Source organism: Paenibacillus sp. sgz302148 (genome assembly GCF_056120465.1).
This window is the reverse complement of sequence record NZ_JBVYOJ010000009.1, coordinates 48,915-67,885: the sequence shown is the minus strand read 5'-3', so window position 1 is coordinate 67,885 and position 18,971 is coordinate 48,915. Positions and strand designations below refer to the sequence as shown.

The following is an 18,971-nucleotide window of genomic DNA, read 5'->3' as shown; positions in this document are numbered from 1 at the left end:
CCGTCGTCGTTGAACGGATGATCTTTTCGTTTTCATTCGATTATTTCAAAAATTCCGTTATTAGGCTCGCCGGGAACATCGTTTTCCCCTTTTCCGCCCGAATTGCTTCCTTCAACTGAATCGTTTGCCCGTTAACGCTCACTTCAGAATCCCCGACTTTGAAGAGCAGCGACTGTCCGTCTTTCATAACCGCGACGGTATGCGTTTCTTCGCCGTAATATACGGTCGCGCCGGCCGCTTCCGCGAAGTCGCGCAATGCTACGACGGATGTATCGGCATCGCTCCATTCCACCGTGCTGTTCAATCCAGGCAAGCCGCTGATGTAACCGACCGAGCCGGAACGTTTATTGTCGAAGTTTTTGTTGATATACCCTTCGACTTCCGTTTTCAGCGGGTCAGGCAAAATCATTTCATCGCCGGGATGCTGAATGTTGCTCATCACGTAGCTGAAGCCATTGGCATCGTCGACGACTTGCAGACCGGTTGCTTCCGCGCCGGACGGCGTCGACAGGATGCGGGAAAGCTTCTTCGTGTCTATGTTATAAGCCCATAAAAAGTTGTTTGCGTGCATGCCGCTGTCTTCGCCGATAAACAAAGTCCGCATGCTTTCGGAATAAGCGATATTGTCCGGATTCGCGACTTTGTCGACAACCGCGGTGTTTCCATGCTGATCCGGTTTGGCGAGATCCTCGCCGACAACGAGTGCTTTCATCGTTGAAGCTACGAAGGCACTATCGATCGCATGGCCGTCGCGGTCCTTTTGCCCGCCCTGCATCGCAAGCTCGTAAGTGGCGCCCGCTTTAATTTTTTTCAAATGAATATCGTCGGCAGGATCGGCGCCCTTGGCGTCTTTCTCCATTGCTTTTTCCAAATACGAGATGGCGACGTACGCTTTTTTGTCGGCGGCGTTGATCGCTACGCCTTCCATTTTGTTGAATTCGGCGGTAGCGCCGAGCATTGCACCATAGCGGCGGGACTCGAGGAAAGCTGCCGCTTTCTCCATGCCCGGCTTCACCTTCAGCCATTCGGTTTTGCCGCTCGGATATGCCTTAATCTTGCTGAAGCCCGCCGTATCTTTTTCCGCCGTTTCGAACATATCGCTGAACTTGATGCCTTTGTCGACATAAGCTTTGATTTCACTGTCCGAAGCATGACCGAGTTTGATCCATTGTAAATCGGCCGAACCGCCGTTTTCGTCGCTTGTCTGGAGCCACTTGGCGGCGTACAAGGTTCCTGCGGAAAGGTCTTGCGCTTTGTCGGCGACATACATGAACAGCATCGTGTTGCCGCCGTCGTCTCCGAAGAACACCGTTCTGTGATCAGGCGCAACGGATCCGAGCTCGTGCGAGAACCGGCCCATGCTATAATGCTTGACGACGCTGGTCGTACGATCCGCGTTTACGGTTACTTCCGGAATAAAGCCATAAGCATATGGGTTGCCGGCTTTTTTATCGTCCTGAAAGTAGTTTTTCGTAAACGACGCGACGTACGTTTGGGTCGGATCCGCTTCATATGCGCGCGCATCAGCCTCATACTCCTCGCTGCCGAGATGGGTATTCCAAGGCGTCAACGATCCGTTGCACGGAATCCACAATCCGCCGACGGCCGAAAAATCGATCTTCTTCAAGTCGGTAACCGTCAATTTCCCGGTTGCCTTATTCTGATCGATTGTGCTTAAGCTCATCGATGCCGGCACGATTCCGTATGCGGATTTGCCCGCATTGTTGCTCGTGATGTATTCATAATGCGTCACAAGCGACAGCGGGTTACCGCCTTTGCCCGTTGCAGTTGCGCCCTGGATGTTGATTAGAGAGTTCGAATCCGGATCATCGGATACGAATGGCACCGGGTGTTCGGGTACGCTGTTGTCCATTATCGGTTTGCCGTTAACGTCAACCGACACGCCGGCCGGCGTTCCGTTTATGACGTCCGTCGTTTTGAACAAAGTTTTATACGACAGCGGAAACGATTTGGTCGTTCCATCCGTATAGGTCACGTTCACCGATGCTTTCGTATATAATTTCGCCATCTCTTGCGCAGTCTGCGGAGCGTCCATTCCGACGAATTCAACCGTCTTCACTTTTGCGAGTTCGCTTGCCGAGGCAGCGAGCGGGAATACCGACGGAGCAAGCAGCGTTAATCCCAGCGCCGAGATAAGCCACTTTTTATTGATTTTTCTTCTTTTCATCGACCTCAACCTCTACCTTCATATAGTATAGACCTGTACATAGGATAAAGGTTGTCTGTAAACGCAGTTTAAACCCAAATGCGGATTAACGTTAAGACGAATTAAAAGTTATGTAAAGATCGTTGTGATATACTGAACATACTTTCACATACTATATGCAACCGTGCGGGAAAGAAGGGAATTGTATGGAACGCTGGAAAATGAACCTGGTCGTGCTGTGGATCGGCAATTTCCTTGTCATGGCGGGGATGACGATGATCGTCCCGTTTTTGTCGCTGTACTTGCAGCAGGATCTGGGATTGACCGATCCGCACCAAATCGGCGTATGGGCCGGTCTTATATTCGCGGGCAACTTTGCGACTTCGTTTATATTTCAGCCGATATGGGGAAAAGTGGCCGATCGTTACGGCCGAAAACCGATGCTCCTGCGCTCCGGCTTCGGCATGGCGATCGTCATGACGTTGATGGGGTTTTCCTCTTCCGCGTGGCACTTGCTGCTGCTGCGGATGCTGAACGGAACCATCTCCGGCTTCGTGCCGGCCGCAACCGCGCTTGTCTCCGCAACAACGCCGAAGAAGCGTGTCGGCTTCGCCATGGGCACGCTGCAATCGGGCGCCGTCGCCGGATCGATTCTCGGGCCGCTGATCGGGGGAGCGCAGGCCGATTGGGTCGGCTTCCGCCCGATTTTTTACATCACCGGAGCATTGTTATTCGCAGCTTCCTTGCTGGCGATGTTCACGGTCAAGGATTATAAGTTCAACAAGGAGGAAGCAGCCAAAGCGCCGCAGCAGTCGGTCCTGCAAGGGTTTCGCGAATTAACCCGGGTGCCCCAGCTTACCTCGCTGTTCGCGGTCACGTTTATGATCCAATTTGCGATGCTGAGCCCGATGCCGCTGCTGCCGCTGTTCGTCGAGCAGCTCCACGGCCAAACGGCAAATCTGGCCTTCTTCGCGGGATTCGTCAGCGCCGTTTCCGGCTTGTCCAATATGATCGCAGCGCCCGTGCTCGGGAAAATTTCGGACAAGCATGGCGCGACGCGCGTGCTGTTGTTCTCGATGATCGGCGCGGCTTTGACGATCATTCCCCAAGCTTTCGTACATACGGTATGGCAGCTTATCTTCGTTCGGTTCCTGCTCGGCCTTTGCCTTGGGGGCATGATGCCTTCGGTGAACGCGCTCATCCGCAAATATACGCCGGACGGCATGGAAAGCCGCTCCTATAGCTTCAACGGCAGCACGCTCAGCCTCGGCAATATGGTCGGGCCGATCGTCGGCGGCGCCTTGTCCGGCCCGTTCGGCATCCAGGGCGTTTTTATCTTTTCCGCGATTTTGCTGTTGATCAATGTGGAATGGATCCGCAGAACGCTGATCGGACGCAAACAAACCCGGAGTACCGCTTAGGTGCTCCGGGTTTCTTATTTGTTGCGCTGGAGAGCTGCTTATGTACCGCCGAGCCTCATTATATAACGATGGCTACGGCCAATCCGTCGTATGCAGGCAGCATTGTGCTCATAAGCCGTCCGTCGCGCGCGATTCTTTCGTTGAACTGCCTCATCGCCAGCACAGACGGGCCGTTTTTGTCCGGATCGGTCGTTTTCCCCCGCAGAAACGTGTTGTCCGCGGCAATGACGGCCCCGGGGTTCGCCAGCTTAAGCGCCCAGTCCAAATAATTCGGGTAGTTTTCTTTGTCCGCATCGATGAAAAAAACGTCAAACCGCTGCCCTTCCTCCTCCAGCTGGCGCAGGCTGTCGAGCGCTTCGCCGATCCGGTATTCGACTTGATCTCCAAGGCCCGCATCCTTCAGGTGACTATGCGCAAGCTCCGCGTATTCCGCTTTGAGCTCCAACGATACGAGCTTGCCGTCACCGCCTAATCCGCGAGCCAGGCAGATTCCGCTGTATCCGCCAAGGGCGCCGATTTCCAGAACACGCTTCGCGCCGGACATCTTGACCAGCATCGTCAGCAGCCTGCCGTAGCCCGGAGCAACCGATATTTCCGGCATGCCGTGCGCCCTTATTCCTTCCATCACCCGTTCAAGCTGTTCATCCTTTTCGTATAACGATTCCGAATATTGCTCTTCCGTATGTCCCATGCGCAATCTCTCCTCCATAGCAAGAAGTTTCGTCTTTCGTTTAACCCGAAAGTTCTGCCTTGACATCAATTCGTTTGTATCAGGCGGAATTATCGCCTATACTTAATTGTATGGTTTTCGGCGCGTCGCCACAACCTTAACGACAATCAACCAGTAAACGAATCGATGGAGTGAAACGTTCAGCATGTCCCGTATCCAATTGATAGCAACATCCCCTATGGGGCTCGAAGCCGTCGTGGCGCGCGAGCTCAAGGATTTAGGTTATACCGACGTAACAGTCGAAAACGGCAGAGTGACCTTCATGGGCGAATTAGCGGACATTTGCCGCGCCAATCTATGGCTCCGTACCTCCGACCGGGTGCTCGTCAAGATGGCCGAATTTCCCGCCCGTACGTTCGACGAGCTGTTCGAAGGGACGAAGGCGCTCGATTGGGCGCATTGGATTCCGGAGGACGGGGAGTTTCCTGTTGAAGGCAGGTCGCACAAGTCGCAGCTCTCCAGTGTCCCTGCCTGCCAAGGCATCGTCAAGAAGGCGGTTGTCGACAAATTGCAGCAGCATTACGGTACCGAATGGTTCAAGGAAACCGGACCGCGGTACGTGATCGAAGTATCGCTGCTGAACGATATCGCCACAATTACGCTGGATACGACCGGCCCGGGGCTGCATAAGCGCGGCTACCGCAAGCTCGTGACCGAAGCGCCGTTGAAGGAGACGATGGCCGCCGCACTCGTGCTGCTCAGCCGATGGCGCCCGGAACGGCCGCTTTACGACCCGTTCTGCGGCTCCGGCACGATCCCGGTCGAAGCGGCCATGATCGGCTGGAATATCGCGCCCGGCTTGCGGCGCACGTTTAACTCCGAAGCATGGACGGTCATCGATCCGGAGCTTTGGGAGCGAGCCCGCGAGGAGGCGTACGACTCCGTTCGCGACGACATCCCGCTCCAAATCGTAGGCTCCGATTTCGACGCCGCCGCGATCGAAGTCGCAAACGCCGCGGCGAAGAGCGCGGGACTGGGCAAAGAAATTACGCTGAAAGTGCTTCCCGTCGCCAAAATCGCTCCGGAAGGCGAATACGGCTGCATCATTACGAACCCGCCGTACGGCGAACGGTTAGGCGACAAGAGCGAAGTCGAAACCGTCATCCGCCAGCTTGGCAACGCCGCTCTCCGGCTGCCGACCTGGTCCTTCTTCGCGATAAGCCCTAGCCGCAGCTTCGAGCATTATTTCGGCCGCAAAGCGGACAAAAACCGCAAGCTGTTCAACGGTCGAATCGAATGTCACTACTATCAATATTTCGGTCCGGGCGGGTTGTTCCCGAAGGCGCTGCGGGGCCAATCAGACAATCGCGAGTAATCATAATGCCGTAACCGCGCTACAGTACAAACGTCCGAAAGCCTTATGCTTCGGACGTTTGTTATTACTGTACGCTTCCCATGCCGCGAATCTTTGCTTGTACCGTCACTTTTACTTCCGATTTGGCGAATACCTCTCCCCAGTTGTCCTCTACTTGCTTCCATTGCTTATATTCGAATGCTCTGGCATATATTCCAAAACCGAACGGATCGAGCTTCTTCTGTTGGCATTTGCGAACGAGACTTTCAAATTGCCGTTGCAACTCCTTTTCCACCATTTGCTCGAATTGGTTGAATTGCTTGCGCATATCCATAGGAAACAAACGCTCCGATATAACGGCCGGTACTTTGACATGAACGTCAAACCGGAAGCGTCCGTTTTGAAATGAAGTTTTTGTTTTCACGCTCGGACTTCGAAGCGCCAGAGTCGTCGTATTGGAATGAAGAATACGAGGGACGTCATCCGGCTTTACAGGCATCGTTAAAGTTAATGTCGTATCGCCAGGTTGCATTTTGCGCTGCAGGATAAGCAGCAACGGATTTTCATGGCCGGCTAGTCTTGTCACGTATTGTCCTTTGTGATTCAACAATGCGGTACCCGCAACGTTGACGTTTTTCTTTTTTTTAATTATCGGCACCGAAGGCGTTATCCCCCTCTCCTTCATTTCCCGGTGCAGTTGGAGCAGCGTTTTCCGCACCATGTTATTTCGTTTGTTGGCCGTATCGATCAGCTTGGCCAAATGAATCGGAAGACGCGGTTTATCTTTGGGCGAGAACATAATGACTTCGGACACCGGTCCGTCGACGATGGCTACCCGGGCATTGAGCGAATTCCTCGCATCCCGGAAAAACGAGTCCGTAAGCACGAACCAATCGGGATGCTCCAGCACCCGTTTGCCGACGAGCATCACCTGTACTTTCCCCGCTACGGTTAATGCCGTGACGACATTGTCGAGCTTGCGCCGGGATTGCTTGAAGGTCAGCGCCTCGACTCCATATTCTTCTTCCTTGTCCTTGGCTTCTTTATTGAACACCGGGCTGGACGAATAATAGACCAGCTCGTTTTTTTCGTTCAAATCAACCCCAGCCGCCAACGTAAGCGTAATATCCTCCAAATTCATTTGATCGGCGCACCCCGGCAGAACGACAAGCATCGTTACGGCAATAACAAGCGCCATAAACCTGTTCATGCTGTCCCCCCCTTTCGGACGACCCGACCGTAAATGGACACAAACAACCATAAAAGAACCGGGAACAAGAAAGCGACGATCATCCCGTACAAGTTGATCATATCCGTCATCTTATCGTTGAGTTCGAACGATGGACGTACGATATAAGTAACAATAACGAGAATGCAGCAGAACCAGTAGAAATGCTTGCTATGATTCTGCTTGCCTAACAATTGGCTTGTCGTAAACACGGAGCAAAATGCGACAGGCATCCATGTTGTCGATACGTAGAACAAATAAAATGCGAGAACGAGCATATCGAACCGCTCCAGGAAACGAAATTCGATAATGCGAAGCGCCGTAAGAGTTGGTTCGTTGAAAGTCGTTATTTGGTCCGGACTGAAAAATAGAAAGGAAGTGATCGTAACATGCAGATACACAAGCAGCGTCAACGAGTTCGCCACTACGATGCCGGCGGATGCATGCTGTTTTTTTTGCAGAAAAGGATATATAAAGTAGGCGACCTCGAAACCAAGAAACGAAACCACAGTGGATTTTGCCGTCTTGACCACAGATAAAATGCCATCCTTGAGCACAGGAAGCAAATAAAGCCAATTGGCATCCTTGAGCACATAAAGAAATAATAGAGGCAGCCATAAAGAGAAGAAAAAAACGAACTCCGAATATCTTCCTAAAATACGAATGCCGTTACGGACGACGAATACGCCAGGAATCAAGAACAACAAAATCAGGACATAATCCTCCGTTCTTTGCAGTATTATTGCTTTTATATATAACACCGCTCTGTCCAGTACGATAAAGGCGAAGATTGCAAAATAAACAGCAAATCCAAGCGATAGAAGCGCCCCGATCCATTTGCCGAAATAATGCTTCAGCAAATCGATGATCGTATATTGGGGGTGCCGTTTCATCACTTGAATAATGACCAGACTGGCCAGAAGGGAGACAAGCCAGCCGATCACGATCGATATCCAGCCGTCGGTGCCCGCGGTTTCCGCGACAAGCCGCGGCAGCGCGAATAAGCCGATGCCGACTTGGGTGCCATGAATGAGCATAATATATTGCATCGTCGTAATTTCATTAAAGGCGTATTTCTTCATGACTTCTCTCCCTCCTTCCGGTTGTTGTTCATTCGATCGGATTGAACCGCACGCGTACTCTTCGGCCGTTTCTCCATTTTCCAAATTGGCAAGCGGATGAACGTATCTTTCCAATCCGCAAATCGTACCGGGGCAAGCGGGCTCCCGAAAGGCGTCCCGAGCGACTCCAATGACACGAAATGGGCAACCAGAACCATAAACCCGATAACGATTCCGACAATGCCAAACAATGAGGCGATGATCATCATCGGGAATCGGAGCAATCGAATGCCGGACGACATATCATAGCTAGGAATGATAAATGAAGCGATGGCGGTTGTAGCCACCACGATGACCATGATATTGCTCACAAATCCCGCTTGTACCACCGCCTGTCCGATGACGATACCTCCGACCAGACCTACGGTTTGCCCAATCGGCGCAGGCAGCCTGATCCCCGCTTCGCGAATCATCTCCAGCGTAAGCTCCATCATAAGCGCTTCGACAAAAGGAGGAAACGGCACACGTTCTCTGGATTCGCCAATGGATAATAGGAGCTTGAGCGGAATGATCTCGAAGTTGTAGGAGATTAGAGCGATATAGAAGGCAGGCAGCATGACTGCGGCCAAAAACCCGACAAACCGGAGCAATCGAAAGAAAGAGGCTATCAACCAACGCGTGCTGTAATCGTCCACGCTTTGAAAAAACGAAATGAATGTCGCCGGCGCAATCATGACGGCCGGCGACCGATCTACGATCACGCATATCCTGCCTTGCAGCAGCTGTGAAGCAGCCGCATCGGGACGTTCAGTCAGTATAAATTGCGGGAATGGCGAATACGGGTTGTCTTCGATAAATTCCGCAAGCTCCCCGGTATTAATAATCGCGTCGACGTCGATTTGCGATATTCGATCCACCAGCTCTTGCAATACTTCAGGATGGCAAATATCTTCCATATATAGGACGGACACTTTCGTATGTCCTTTTCGCCCGATGGAATAATTGATTATTTTTAGGTTGGTGTCGGGTATATAACGGCGAATCATCGCGATGTTCTGGGTATCGGTTTCCAGAAAGCCTTGATGCGCCCCCTTCAGCGAAGATTCCAGCTGCGGGTCCTCGATCGCCCTTTGAGGCCATCCTTGCGTATCGTAAACGAGCGCTTCCGCATGACCATGGATGAACATGACGCTTTTTCCCCGAAGAATCGCAAGTTCGATCGTTCTCCAATCCGAGGACGATTGAACGTCCCCGATCGTAGCAAACGGTTTTAAAGGCGCGGCCGGATCCGCCGCATTCGCGTTCATCGTTGATTTGATGATATTGTTTTCCACCGCGTTTTTGTCGGACAAGCCTTCCAAATAAACAAGCGCGGATTGAACCCCGGTTTCGGGATTGGTGAGCTTGCGCATGATCAAATCAGGCGCTTTATCGAATACGGAATTTAGCCTCGAAATATTGTCCGATAAATTCGGGCTTATCGGCATTTCTTGGACAGCAGGCTGCCGGCGCTGCTGCGGCTGGGCATATTTTTTGCCACGTAACCAGTTAAAAAAATGCATACCTTCAGCTCCATCGGTTCCATATAGTCCTTCGGCACCATCGATTCCATCTGTTCCACTTTCATCCACCGGTTTAATTTTTGTAATATATGGCTCAATTATTCAAAGGCGTCGGATAGGAATTCGACACGATTCGTTATATAATATAGAAATGCTATCGTTCATGAAGAAATTGTAAAAGAAAGGATTTATCCCATCATGAGTATGCCAATCCAACGCGTATCGGCAAGAAGCCCTTTGCTTTCGCTTGGGCTGCAGATGCTGCGTTTGCGTTTTGTCGACTATCTGCTGTTTGTCGTTTTGCTTTTATTCAAGCTTGTCTGGTTCGACATTATGATCAATGTGCCGACGATTAAATTCGTCACTTCCGATTATTTGGTTGCGGTCGGCGCGATCCTTCTCATTTCGTTTTGGGTTGCATTTTTATCGCCTCGATGGCGAATGCTCGTACTTATTTTGCTCAATCTTGCAATCAGCGTGCTCGTTTTTGCGGACCTGGTCTATTACCGGTATTTCCAAGACTTCATTACAGTTCCTGTGCTGATGCAGGCGAATCAAGTCAGTTCGCTCGGCGACAGCATCGAGTCGCTGCTGTTCTGGGGTGACTTGCTATTTTTTATAGATTTGCTTATCCTTCTCCCCTTGGGCTTTTATTGGTTTTTTCGTTCGCGCAGAACCTCTTTCCATCGAGGATCTTCAAGCCCTTGGTGGCAGCTAGCGCTGATTAAGCTCAGTGTCGTAATCGTTTTGTTCACGGCAGGGGCCTCGCTCGTTCATTTTCCGGTACAGCGGGCGACCCATACATGGGCGCAAGGATTGTTCGTAGGCAATTGGTGGAATGTTGCGCTGTACAATGTCACGGGGCTCCTTGGGTTCCATGGCTACGACATTTACCGTTATGCGGACGAGCATTGGCTGTCCAGCCCGCAGCTCGACGAATCGAAAGCGCAAGAAGCGAAGCAATGGTTCGAGGACAACAAGCAAGAGCGGACGGCAACCACCGATTTGTTCGGCAAATATAAAGGAAGCAACGTCATCGTCATTCAAGCGGAGGCTTTCCAAAACTTCTTCATCGGCAAAAACATAGGCGGTGTCGAAGTGACGCCGAACATTAACAAGCTGCTCAAGGAAAGCATGTATTTCAGCAACTATTATCATCAGACGGGACAAGGCCGTACGTCGGATGCCGACTTCTCGTCGCAATGCTCGCTTTATCCGCTGCCGACCGGTTCCGTTTTCATCCGGTATCCGAGCCATGACTACGACTGCCTGCCCAAAACCTTGAAGTCGGACGGCTACGATACTGCGGTGTTTCACGCGTATGATGGCAGCTTCTGGAATCGATACAACGTTTATCCGAATATCGGCTACAACAAGTTTTACAGCAAACCCGATTTTGCGATCGACGAACCGCTGGGCTGGTCGCTTGCCGACGAATCTTTTTTCCGGCAATCTGTCGATAAAATGATGACGATGAAACAGCCGTTTTATTCGTTCCTGATCACGTTGTCGAGCCATCATCCGTATAAGCTTCCCGAATCGTACCAGAAGCTGGATATCGGCGATTTGAAGGATACGATGTTCGGCGATTATTTGGAAAGCGTACATTACGTGGACGCATCGCTTGGAAAGCTGATCGATCGATTGAAGCAAGAAGGCTTGTGGGACAAGACGATATTCGCTTTCTACGGGGATCATGACAACTCCATTTATGATGCGGAGCTGTATTCCAAATTTTTAGGCAAACCCGTCACGGAATTCGACATGTACAAAATACGCAATCAGGTGCCGATGATCGTCCACCTTCCGGATGGCGCCAAAGCCGGCGAGTATAAGCAGCCCGCAGGCCAGCTCGATATGGCTCCGTCGATCCTGCACTTGCTTGGGGTTCCTACGGAGGACAAATACTTTATGGGCCATAACATGTTCAGCGGCGATAACCATCTCATCGTACTGCGCAACGGTTCATTCACGGACGGCAAGCTGTTCTACGTCCCTTCCGCAGACCATCAATTGCAGAACGGAAAATGCTACGATGCCGTAACCGGTTCGACCGTCGAGCCTTCGGCATGCAAAGCCGGTTATGAGCAAACGATCAAAAACCTCGACGTCTCGGACAACATCGTCGTTCACGACCTGATTGCCGAGTTTCGCAAACGACAAGGATAAACGGCTCGCGCCGTCATCATCGGCCATTCGTTTACTTCTAATCGAAGGGACTCCCGAACGACAAAAGCCGCTGGAGCGATTTCCAGCGGCTTTTGTTTGCTTGTATCGGATATGCGGATTAAAGGTTGCGAGATTGGTTCATGAATACCTCTGACGTCAACCAGCGCCTGAACAACAACAGCAATAGCAAGCTTGGCACGCAGATCAAGGCTCCGTAACGCATGATGATCGGATCTCCGGGAGGTATGCCGAGCGTACCGCCGCCTACTGAGATGGTGCGGAATAACATTGTCGGTGAAAATCGTTCTTCGTTCGCTGTATAGATAAAGGAGTAGATATAAGAGTTCCACAGCGTGACGAATTGCAGCACGCCAAGCGCAAGCAGCGGCTTCCAAATCTTCGGAATGAAAAGATAGAACAGCGCGTGCAATTCTCCGAGTCCACCTTCGGCTGCTTGCCGCTTCAGGTCCGAATATTTGCTGTTGAATATGCTTTTCAGCACAAAAACGCTGATGATTGAGAATAGGCCGCCGAACAGGGTCGGAAACACCGTATTGACCATTCCCATGCTGTGGAACAGCATATATTCCGGAAGCGTTGCGCCTCCGAGTGTCATGACGGCCATTAACACGACCTTATACAGCCCGCGGCCGGGCAAATCTTTAACAGTAAGAGGATATGCAAGCGTTAAGGTGATGAACAAAAAGCCGATGACCGACAACAGCCCGATAGACAAATGCGGCAAAACGTTTCCTTTCGACACGATTTCCCACAAGCTTATGCCGGAAGCGCTCGGAACGGTAAACGGATATACCAAAACGATGAACAATAACACGAGCGGCACGATGCCATAGATTATGGACAATATGGTGCCGGCAAATCCTCTGCTTCCCCCCGATCGTTTCGTCTGCGCTGCCGGAAACATGCTGAACAGATCCTTTGAAAACAGTCCGCGAACCAGCACGTAAGCCAGCAGCGTGCAAATCAGCTGTACGACGAACTGCACAAGCCATACGGCACTGGCGCGGCTGTACTCCGCCATGAAGAATCCGACCCTGAAATTATACGTTTCGAGCGTATCTCCAACTTCGTAAATGAGCGGGTTCAACAAGCTGTTCGCTAACTCAAAATCCGTCGTCAATACCGCGGAAAGCTGGACCAGCATAAAGGCGGCAATCGATCGAACTGCAGGGGCGATGTGCGTATGCAAGTAATTTGCTGTTAAAGGCACCGCGGCGATTCTGGATTGGATTGCAGCCAAGGCGACCAATACGGGAATGCCTACCGTCTTCACCACTTCAACCGATACAAGCATAGGCTGGTAAAACCTCGTATCGCCGAGAACGGGAACGTCCAATCGGAAAAGCGGAGAATGATCCGGCGACAAAACAAGCATCGTGGCATAGGCCAATACGACGGACGGGATAAAATATGGCGCCATGAACAAGGCGGAAAGCGCCGACCTCCATCTGCCGCTCCGGATGTGGCTTAAGCCCAAGGCAAGCAGGAACGCGAGCAATCCGCCAGCCGCCATATACTCAAGCTTGATCGCAAACGTATTCGACAGCGCATTGACAAAAGCCGGATCGTCCCATAACGACGAAAAATTGGCCCAACCTACATCGTCGCTCCCTGCCAGCCCGGCAAATATTTTATAATCGACGAACGCCATCCGAACGCCCTGAATAAACGGAAGCCCCTTGAATATAAAAATAAGCAGCAGCGCCGGCAATACGATGATATAGTGCAGCTTATACTTCCAGATGCGGCCCCATACGTTCTTCTTGATTGGATCCAAAATAATTTCCCTCCTTCAAAGAAAAAAGCCGGAGTTGATTCCGGCTTCATGTTGCGGGTATGATTCGATGGGTTAAAATTGCTGCGGCGGCTGGCCATAATACGGCGGCGGCGGCGGAGGCTGAACTTCCTTCTTCGCGGCAGCGACCATCAGCAAGATCGCCGTAAGCAAGTGCATCACCCAACCTACGAACGGAATCCAAGCCACGCAAGACGTGACGATGCCGAGAATGCTGGCCGCTTTGGACGTTTTCTCCTGCGAACTGACCACCAACGTTACGATATGCAGCGCTAGCATGACAATCAACGGGATATAATAGAACCCCATAACAATCGTTCCGCCGATTAGCGGGATTGCCAATAATAGTTCCAATGCCCCGGTAACCCATTTCCAAACCCTTGACTGACTCATTGCATTTCCTCCTGAACGTTTCTCTTTGGAATTATTTCCTTCGATTCCAGCAACATCACATATTATAGTTCCAAGGTCACGTTTTTGACAAGGCTTTTCGAACTTTTTGTGTCGACAAAAAAAGAAGCTTAGGGAAACTTGTCCCTAAGTCTCAAGCTCAGCCAGCTTGCGCAGCGCTCTCCGTTTCCTGTACAGCATCTTGCCCGTCTCCGCTACATCGTCAACGGTAGACCGGTTTAAGAATGCGCCGAACACCATGCCGGCAACCGGAATGAGCTGAAACAGCTTCTTCCATCCGTAATTGTCGGCATAAGCGATAATCGCTTCCTTCCACCCCTGCAATTGGGAAGCCGTCTGCCGCTGCCGGTCTTCGTTGTCGAAATCGGCCAGCTCCTCGATGATCGCTTTTTTGCCGACGATGTCGGAGGAGGAGAACTGCAAGCATTTTACGATAAAGATCCGCTCCGCCTTATCATTCGGATCGAAGCCGTAACTGACGGCGATCTCTTGCAGCACCTTCAGCGATAACCCGAGCAGCGCCGGAATATCGATCGCCAGGGTGAACACGCCGCCGAAACCCGTCGTCGCTCCTTGGACGGTGGCGTATTTCTTGCGCGACGATTGCAGCTCCTCGGCAAGCTGGTCCATGGCCGCTAAAGGCATATTGCCGGCATTCTCGAAAGTAACGGGCCCGTATGCTCCGAACTGGGCCGACTTCTGCTCCAGCGTCCTTAAAACGCCCTGCTCGCTTACGAGAAAATTGCCGCCCGTTTGAATATAACCACCGATCTCGTCGATGACCTGTCCGACTTTATCCTGAACGAGCTTGGGCGTCAACCGGTCCAGCAGAACAAACGGAAGCCTGCCGAGCTTCTCCCAGAACCATAAGTCCTTTTGGTCGTCTTCCCATTTCTTAACTTCCTTTAATGCTTGCAATATGGCTTCTTTGTTCTCGATGTATGGCAACCGCGCCCACTCCTATCGATATTCGATTTGATTCTAATACGTCGAAAAACGGCTACAGGATTCATAATTGCAAAATAACCGTCCTCCTATCCGGAGAACGGTTATTTTATTTCACGTATTTTTTCGCCGCTTCGATCGCTTCGTCTTCGGTCGCGCCTTTAATATACCGTCCATTAATAAAAATGAATGCGTAACGATCGCAAGGACCGCAATACGACTTGCAGCCTACCTTGATGTCGGCGTCCGGTGCGAGCTGCTTCAGCTTCGGCAGCATCGTCTTCAGCTTGATATGCTTGCACTTGTCGCAAATTCGAATATCGTTAGCCATTAGTGATCCCCGTGGTTGCCTTTCGCCGGATTCGTAATGACGAAGCCTTCCTCCGGCATATATAAATAATCGATTTTGACGCCGTCCAGCATCGGTTCGTTTTTGGCCAGCAGAACATCGATTCCTTTATCGGTTGTGACGACTTCATCGTTGTCCGTCGGCTCGTCCAGGTCCATGCCGTAGTGGGCGTGGTCGCCATGGGAATGGGTAACGATAACTCGAAGCTTGAGTGATTTATTCTCTTCTTTATCTAGCTCTTGTTGAATAATTTTTGCCGCGTTGCGCGTAATTTTACATTGCATCGGTAACATCTCCTGTATGCTGATAAGCTTCAGCTCCGCTGAAAACTTCTACTTCAGCTCCGCTAAAAACTTCTACTTTCTGATATTATAAGAAAAACCCCTATTCGGAGCTTCTCCACGATGAATGCCCCTGCGTAAGAGGAAGTTTTTCTTGAAATATCAGATAGCTTCAGCTTCGCTGAAAACTTCTACTATCTGATATTATAAAGAAAGCGGGACGGTAAAGCAACAACGGATCTGCAGCCAGCTTCACTACAACACGAGGGCATCAGCGTTGTCCGCAGCGTTCGGACGCCTACCCGGCCAACCCCGTTACTGCGGATATTTGCGCTCCATCCGGTCGGAGAACCAGCTTGCCAGCATCATCGTCACGGCAATATCGTCGATCGGCATAAAGGGCAGCACATCCGGCATAATCCAGTAGACAACCACCGGAATACCGAATAGAAGCTTTTCCCCCAAGGGGACTTGAGGAGATAGAAGTAACCGCCATACCCGGCGCAATACGTGAGCCCAATGGCGCAGAGAAAATAATTTACGCACAGATGCCACATCCAATCGGTATTCGGCTATTCGACGCATGCTTAAGGATAAGGCGTCTTTCCCCAAGCATTCTACAGGATCTGATTTTCTTCAGGTTTCGGCCGGTTTCGTCTTCCGCAGAAAAATCGAGATGACCAATCCGACGATCGTGATGACCGTCGCCACGATGAATGCATCGTTGATGCCGCTGATCGACGATTCCCGGCTGGCCAATCCCGCGAGCAGCGAACCGGTCGTCGCCGCCCCCGCCTCCGGCGTAAGTCCGCCCGACACCGTTAACGCCGTCTGTACCGATGCATACATATCCGACGCAATCGGATTGGCCGACGTTACATTGTTGATGTAACCCGCCATATGCACCGTCGTCCGCGACGACATGATGGTGACGAGCAGCGCCGTGCCGAAGGAGCTTGCCACCTGGCGCATCGTATTGGACATCGCCGTACCGTGCGTTTTCAAAGCCCGAGGGAGTTGGTTCAACCCTGCGGTCATGATCGTCATCATGATAAAGGACATCCCGAAGCTTCGTAAGGCATACAGGATGAGCAAGTGAGTGTATGTCGTATCCGATGTCAGCTTGGTGAATTCGAATGTCGTGACCGCCGTGATCGTGAGCCCGATTATTGCCAGCGGCCGAATGCCGATCTTGTCGAAGAGCGCCCCGGAAATCGGCGACATGACTCCCATCAGCAGCGCTCCCGGCAGCAGCAGCAGCCCCGATTGAAGAGGCGTATAGCCCCGAATGTTCTGGACGTAAATCGGCAGCAGCAGCATAGCTCCGAACATGGCCATGTTAACGACGACGCTTACGAGCGTAGTTAACGTAAACGTGCTGTACTTGAACACGTCCATCCGGAGCAGCGGCTGTTCGGCCGTCAACTCCCGCCATATGAAGAAGACGACAAAAAGCACGCCTACGACGACGAAACCGATAACCGTCCCGCTTGTCCATCCTTTGCTTCCCGCCTCGCTTAACCCGTACAGCAGCCCGCCGAAACCGATGGTGGAGAATACGGCACCCCACAGGTCGAACTTTGGATAAGTCAGCTTCATCACGTTCGTCAGCCATTTCAGCGCCAGCAAAATTTCGATCACGCCGAGCGGAATCATAATATAGAACAAAAGCCGCCAAGAGTAGCTTTCGATGATCCATCCGGCGAACGTCGGCCCGATCGCGGGAGCGAACATCATCGCGATGCCCATCGTCCCCATCGCTTTCCCCATTTTTTCAGGCGGGAACGTACGTAGAAATACATTGGTCACGAGCGGCATCATAATGCCCGCGCCGACCGCTTGCGTCAGCCTGCCGATCAAAATGAGCGAGAAAGTCGGGGAAAAACCGCAGATTGCCGAGCCGATCGTAAAAAAGGCCATCGCTGCAACGAACAGCATGCGCGTGCCGATCGTTTCCATCAGAAACGCGCTGATCGGAATCAGCACGGCGTTTACCAGCATAAATCCGGTGGACAACCATTGGATCGTGGTGGTCGATACGTTCAAATCAACCATCATATGCGGAATGGCCACATTGATGAGTGTCTGGTTCAGGATCGCGATGAACATGCCCAATACAAGCACCGCAATGATGCGGGATGTATTCTCCTTAGCCACAGCGATCCCTCCTTATTTATGAATTCTGACGGATACGCTCATCCCCGGAACGAGGCTCGTCCCCCGATATCCGTCCAATTTGACCGTAACCGGGATGACTTGCGTAACCTTCGTATAGTTGGAGGTCGTGTTCGAGGTTGGCAGCAGCGAGAAGGTGCTTGCCGTAGCCAGTCCAATTGCCGATACTCTACCCGTGAGTGTAGTACCAGGGAAAGCATCTACATATACGTCGACCACTTGATCGATCTTCACGTCATTAATGCCCGTTTCATTGACATTGGCGGTGACCCAGAGATTATTCAGATCGTATGCCCGTGCCAGCGGCGAACCGGCCCCAACGATCGCATTCGTAACAGCCGACTGCTGAACGATCGTACCGCCGATGGGAACCGTTATTTGGACACTGCCGGCAGACGTTTTGACCGTGCCGATACGATCGCCGGTCATGAAGGATTTGCCTACCTCGCCGCGCCACTCGGTTAATTGCCCGGCAGCCGGGGAAGCAACCGGTATGGGCTGGCCGTCAACGCGCGCATTATCGGTTGATATGTAGTTGATCGATTGCGTGTAATAATAGAAGGCCGTTCCGCCTCCGGCAATGAGAAGCAGAACGACGATAACGTTGATGATGACAACGCGAGAGCTGTTCATGGTTTGGATTCTCCTTTTGATACAGATGTCGCTGATAGGCTTGCCTAAGCGAAACCGCTTTATGCATCGGACTTCCGTGTCCGCAACCTATAGAATAAAGCCGCGAAATGTAGGCATAGTATAAGGAGATTGTATATCTTGCCGATACTATATTGCTTGGAGTTGAACATGGATGAAAATATATATCGTTTACGATAGCGATAACGGCCATACCGCGGTGCTCGCGAAATCTATCGCCGAAGGGGCGCGCAGTGTGGAAGAAGCGGAAGTCATACTGGAGGACGTAGAGCGTGCCGATATTCACATGCTGTCCGAGATGGACGCTATCGTATGGGGCTGTCCCGGCCATTTCGGCACGATCAGTGCGGGTTTGAAAGCGTGGATCGATAAGCTCGGTTACCTATGGGCTCACGGAAGTCTCGTCGACAAGATCGGAGCGGTATTCTGTACGACGGCCACGGAGCACGGCGGGTTGGAGGCGACCATGCTCAACTTGATTACGCCGATGATGCATCACGGCATGATTATCGTAGGCTTGCCGGCGAATTTGCCGGAAAATGCATTATACGGATCGTATTACGGACTCGGTGTAACTTGTCCGGTCGAAGCGTCCGAAGATGCGCCGCTTAATCTCCCTACGGAGAGCGATATGGCGCTCGGCAGGACGTTCGGCAAAAGGATCGCTCTCGTCACGAAACGATTTGCCGCAAGCCACCATACTTAGGCAAG

17 protein-coding genes are annotated in these 18,971 nt (G+C 51.7%); 4 read left to right on the top strand and 13 right to left on the bottom strand.

Going from position 1 to position 18,971, the window contains the following annotated elements; all coding sequences use genetic code 11:
• Positions 1 to 40: 40 nt before the first annotated feature.
• On the bottom strand, positions 41 to 2,188 hold the full coding sequence (locus AC0LWM_RS14770; RefSeq protein ID WP_474675724.1) for an alkaline phosphatase PhoX: 2,148 nt from the start codon (positions 2,186 to 2,188) through the stop codon (positions 41 to 43).
• Positions 2,189 to 2,373: 185 nt separating this feature from the next.
• Here AC0LWM_RS14770 and AC0LWM_RS14765 point away from each other — a divergent pair, with 185 nt between their 5' ends.
• Positions 2,374 to 3,588, top strand: a complete 1,215-nt coding sequence (locus AC0LWM_RS14765) for an MFS transporter (RefSeq protein ID WP_474675723.1) — start codon at positions 2,374 to 2,376, stop codon at positions 3,586 to 3,588.
• Positions 3,589 to 3,646: 58 nt separating this feature from the next.
• On the opposite strand, the gene AC0LWM_RS14760 is transcribed toward AC0LWM_RS14765, so the two are convergent.
• On the bottom strand, positions 3,647 to 4,297 hold the full coding sequence (locus tag AC0LWM_RS14760) for an O-methyltransferase (protein WP_474675722.1): 651 nt from the start codon (positions 4,295 to 4,297) through the stop codon (positions 3,647 to 3,649).
• Between the two features lie 166 nt (positions 4,298 to 4,463).
• Between AC0LWM_RS14760 and AC0LWM_RS14755 the strand changes: the two genes are divergently transcribed.
• Positions 4,464 to 5,633 (top strand): THUMP domain-containing class I SAM-dependent RNA methyltransferase, encoded by a 1,170-nt coding sequence (locus tag AC0LWM_RS14755; RefSeq protein WP_474675721.1) that lies wholly within the window; start codon positions 4,464 to 4,466, stop codon positions 5,631 to 5,633.
• Between the two features lie 64 nt (positions 5,634 to 5,697).
• Here AC0LWM_RS14755 and AC0LWM_RS14750 read toward each other — a convergent pair whose 3' ends face one another.
• From AC0LWM_RS14750 to AC0LWM_RS14740, 3 genes are read right to left on the bottom strand one after another with little or no spacing between them, the layout of a single operon-like run.
• Positions 5,698 to 6,822 carry a Ger(x)C family spore germination protein gene (locus AC0LWM_RS14750; protein ID WP_474675720.1) on the bottom strand — a complete coding sequence of 375 codons (1,125 nt, stop codon included), beginning with the start codon at positions 6,820 to 6,822 and terminating at the stop codon, positions 5,698 to 5,700.
• Positions 6,819 to 7,922: a GerAB/ArcD/ProY family transporter gene (locus tag AC0LWM_RS14745; protein ID WP_474675719.1), complete on the bottom strand. Its 1,104-nt coding sequence runs from the start codon at positions 7,920 to 7,922 to the stop codon at positions 6,819 to 6,821. The genes AC0LWM_RS14750 and AC0LWM_RS14745 overlap by 4 nt, the downstream gene beginning before the upstream one ends.
• Positions 7,919 to 9,463 (bottom strand): spore germination protein, encoded by a 1,545-nt coding sequence (locus tag AC0LWM_RS14740; protein ID WP_474675718.1) that lies wholly within the window; start codon positions 9,461 to 9,463, stop codon positions 7,919 to 7,921. Before AC0LWM_RS14740 ends, AC0LWM_RS14745 begins: the two co-directional genes overlap by 4 nt.
• Positions 9,464 to 9,661: 198 nt before the next feature.
• On the opposite strand from AC0LWM_RS14740, the gene AC0LWM_RS14735 reads away from it, so the two are divergent.
• Positions 9,662 to 11,632 carry an LTA synthase family protein gene (locus tag AC0LWM_RS14735; protein ID WP_474675717.1) on the top strand — a complete coding sequence of 657 codons (1,971 nt, stop codon included), beginning with the start codon at positions 9,662 to 9,664 and terminating at the stop codon, positions 11,630 to 11,632.
• 118 nt (positions 11,633 to 11,750) lie between these two features.
• Here the strand turns inward: AC0LWM_RS14735 and AC0LWM_RS14730 are convergent, their stop codons facing one another.
• The 8 genes from AC0LWM_RS14730 to AC0LWM_RS14695 form a co-directional block, all read right to left on the bottom strand.
• Entirely contained in the window at positions 11,751 to 13,430 is a 1,680-nt protein-coding gene (locus AC0LWM_RS14730; protein ID WP_474675716.1) for a hypothetical protein, read from the bottom strand.
• A gap of 72 nt (positions 13,431 to 13,502) precedes the next feature.
• Positions 13,503 to 13,841 carry a hypothetical protein gene (locus AC0LWM_RS14725; RefSeq protein WP_474675715.1) on the bottom strand — a complete coding sequence of 113 codons (339 nt, stop codon included), beginning with the start codon at positions 13,839 to 13,841 and terminating at the stop codon, positions 13,503 to 13,505.
• A 144-nt stretch (positions 13,842 to 13,985) separates the two neighbouring features.
• The gene (locus AC0LWM_RS14720) at positions 13,986 to 14,807 is read right to left on the bottom strand and encodes an EcsC family protein (protein WP_474675714.1); all 822 of its coding nucleotides are present in this window, start codon (positions 14,805 to 14,807) and stop codon (positions 13,986 to 13,988) included.
• Positions 14,808 to 14,913: 106 nt separating this feature from the next.
• The gene (locus AC0LWM_RS14715) at positions 14,914 to 15,135 is read right to left on the bottom strand and encodes a YuzB family protein (protein ID WP_474675713.1); all 222 of its coding nucleotides are present in this window, start codon (positions 15,133 to 15,135) and stop codon (positions 14,914 to 14,916) included.
• On the bottom strand, positions 15,135 to 15,437 hold the full coding sequence (locus AC0LWM_RS14710) for a HesB/IscA family protein (RefSeq protein ID WP_474675712.1): 303 nt from the start codon (positions 15,435 to 15,437) through the stop codon (positions 15,135 to 15,137). Before AC0LWM_RS14710 ends, AC0LWM_RS14715 begins: the two co-directional genes overlap by 1 nt.
• A 312-nt stretch (positions 15,438 to 15,749) precedes the next feature.
• Positions 15,750 to 15,980 carry a hypothetical protein gene (locus AC0LWM_RS14705; RefSeq protein WP_474675711.1) on the bottom strand — a complete coding sequence of 77 codons (231 nt, stop codon included), beginning with the start codon at positions 15,978 to 15,980 and terminating at the stop codon, positions 15,750 to 15,752.
• 90 nt (positions 15,981 to 16,070) lie between these two features.
• Complete coding sequence (locus AC0LWM_RS14700) at positions 16,071 to 17,591, bottom strand: DHA2 family efflux MFS transporter permease subunit (RefSeq protein ID WP_474675710.1); 1,521 nt, start codon at positions 17,589 to 17,591, stop codon at positions 16,071 to 16,073.
• Between the two features lie 12 nt (positions 17,592 to 17,603).
• Positions 17,604 to 18,242: an HlyD family secretion protein gene (locus AC0LWM_RS14695; RefSeq protein ID WP_474675709.1), complete on the bottom strand. Its 639-nt coding sequence runs from the start codon at positions 18,240 to 18,242 to the stop codon at positions 17,604 to 17,606.
• A gap of 172 nt (positions 18,243 to 18,414) precedes the next feature.
• Here AC0LWM_RS14695 and AC0LWM_RS14690 point away from each other — a divergent pair, with 172 nt between their 5' ends.
• On the top strand, positions 18,415 to 18,966 hold the full coding sequence (locus AC0LWM_RS14690; protein WP_474675708.1) for an NAD(P)H-dependent oxidoreductase: 552 nt from the start codon (positions 18,415 to 18,417) through the stop codon (positions 18,964 to 18,966).
• The last annotated feature ends 5 nt before the right edge of the window (positions 18,967 to 18,971 follow it).

Bases quoted from the DNA above. Each gene is read 5' to 3' on its own strand.
- AC0LWM_RS14745 (WP_474675719.1), bottom strand. From the start codon at position 7,922: ATGAAGAAATACGCCTTTAATGAAATTACGACGATGCAATATATTATG.
- AC0LWM_RS14690 (WP_474675708.1), top strand. From the start codon at position 18,415: ATGAAAATATATATCGTTTACGATAGCGATAACGGCCATACCGCGGTG.
- AC0LWM_RS14695 (WP_474675709.1), bottom strand. From the start codon at position 18,242: ATGAACAGCTCTCGCGTTGTCATCATCAACGTTATCGTCGTTCTGCTT.
- AC0LWM_RS14715 (WP_474675713.1), bottom strand. From the start codon at position 15,135: ATGGCTAACGATATTCGAATTTGCGACAAGTGCAAGCATATCAAGCTG.
- AC0LWM_RS14755 (WP_474675721.1), top strand. From the start codon at position 4,464: ATGTCCCGTATCCAATTGATAGCAACATCCCCTATGGGGCTCGAAGCC.
- AC0LWM_RS14750 (WP_474675720.1), bottom strand. From the start codon at position 6,822: ATGAACAGGTTTATGGCGCTTGTTATTGCCGTAACGATGCTTGTCGTT.
- AC0LWM_RS14735 (WP_474675717.1), top strand. From the start codon at position 9,662: ATGAGTATGCCAATCCAACGCGTATCGGCAAGAAGCCCTTTGCTTTCG.
- AC0LWM_RS14740 (WP_474675718.1), bottom strand. From the start codon at position 9,463: ATGCATTTTTTTAACTGGTTACGTGGCAAAAAATATGCCCAGCCGCAG.
- AC0LWM_RS14710 (WP_474675712.1), bottom strand. From the start codon at position 15,437: ATGCAATGTAAAATTACGCGCAACGCGGCAAAAATTATTCAACAAGAG.
- AC0LWM_RS14725 (WP_474675715.1), bottom strand. From the start codon at position 13,841: ATGAGTCAGTCAAGGGTTTGGAAATGGGTTACCGGGGCATTGGAACTA.
- AC0LWM_RS14770 (WP_474675724.1), bottom strand. From the start codon at position 2,188: ATGAAAAGAAGAAAAATCAATAAAAAGTGGCTTATCTCGGCGCTGGGA.
- AC0LWM_RS14765 (WP_474675723.1), top strand. From the start codon at position 2,374: ATGGAACGCTGGAAAATGAACCTGGTCGTGCTGTGGATCGGCAATTTC.
- AC0LWM_RS14760 (WP_474675722.1), bottom strand. From the start codon at position 4,297: ATGGAGGAGAGATTGCGCATGGGACATACGGAAGAGCAATATTCGGAA.